The organism is Paenibacillus sp. Y660, assembly GCF_057221575.1.
Genome location: NZ_JBXBBJ010000086.1, coordinates 1 through 789, shown reverse-complemented (window position 1 = coordinate 789; position 789 = coordinate 1). Strand labels below are relative to the sequence as shown.

Annotated in this window: 1 protein-coding gene; it reads left to right on the top strand. The window is 37.3% G+C overall.

The annotated features are described in order from the left end of the window. Nucleotides 1–201 (top strand): hypothetical protein (locus AC2TDN_RS26550; RefSeq protein WP_484690737.1); only part of this gene is annotated, 201 nt, incomplete at its 5' end. Nucleotides 202–789: the final 588 nt, after the last annotated feature.

The window sequence follows — 789 nt, the reverse complement described above, 5'->3', positions numbered from 1 at the left end:
GAAAATTGGTGGAGTCTGGCCTTTTTTGAAACTGGTTTTCATCTTCCATATTTTCCAGCGCCATTTCATAACTATTCTGGCATCACCACTGGAATCCCCCATCTAATTCCGAGAGGCTATTTAATAGAATGCGTGGGAGCATCAGTCACTCGCTCTAATGCGCGTGCCTTTTCTCGATCCTGGTCAAACAAAGATATTTGATATTCATCATCAGACGAGAACTTTGATAAGCTAATTTATGTGTATCTTTCTTTTAGAGAACGTACCTGCATTACTTAAATAAACAATTTCTACGACAGAGCCAATCCATTTCTCCATCTTCATGATATCACTCCCGATAAGAACGTTTGCTCTTAATTATATACAGAACAAACGTTCTTATTCTGGAGCGAATTTTTTACTTCATACAGAATAGAAAATATAAGGATTAACACTTCAATGAAAGCGAACTATTTAGTCTTTATTATGGCCATAATTGTCTAGGTGTACTATTATGAGTCGATACATCAAGTTCATATAAAACCACCTTATTTCTGGCTTCTGCTGTTATAAAAAAATACCACTCAATATCACCATTTCTCCTGCGAACGGTTTTAAAAATCTTCTGTTGGATATCTTTATAATATTGAAACTTAGCAAAAACTCCTGGTATCCCTTTCAAAGGGAGTAAGCGTCAAATAGCCCCCACCTTGTCATCAGATGAGAGCTAAGATAAGCTGGATTAAGATTTAAACACGTGGCAAGTCAGCGGTAGCGATGTTGACCAAGGCAACAGCTTGTCTAGCGTTT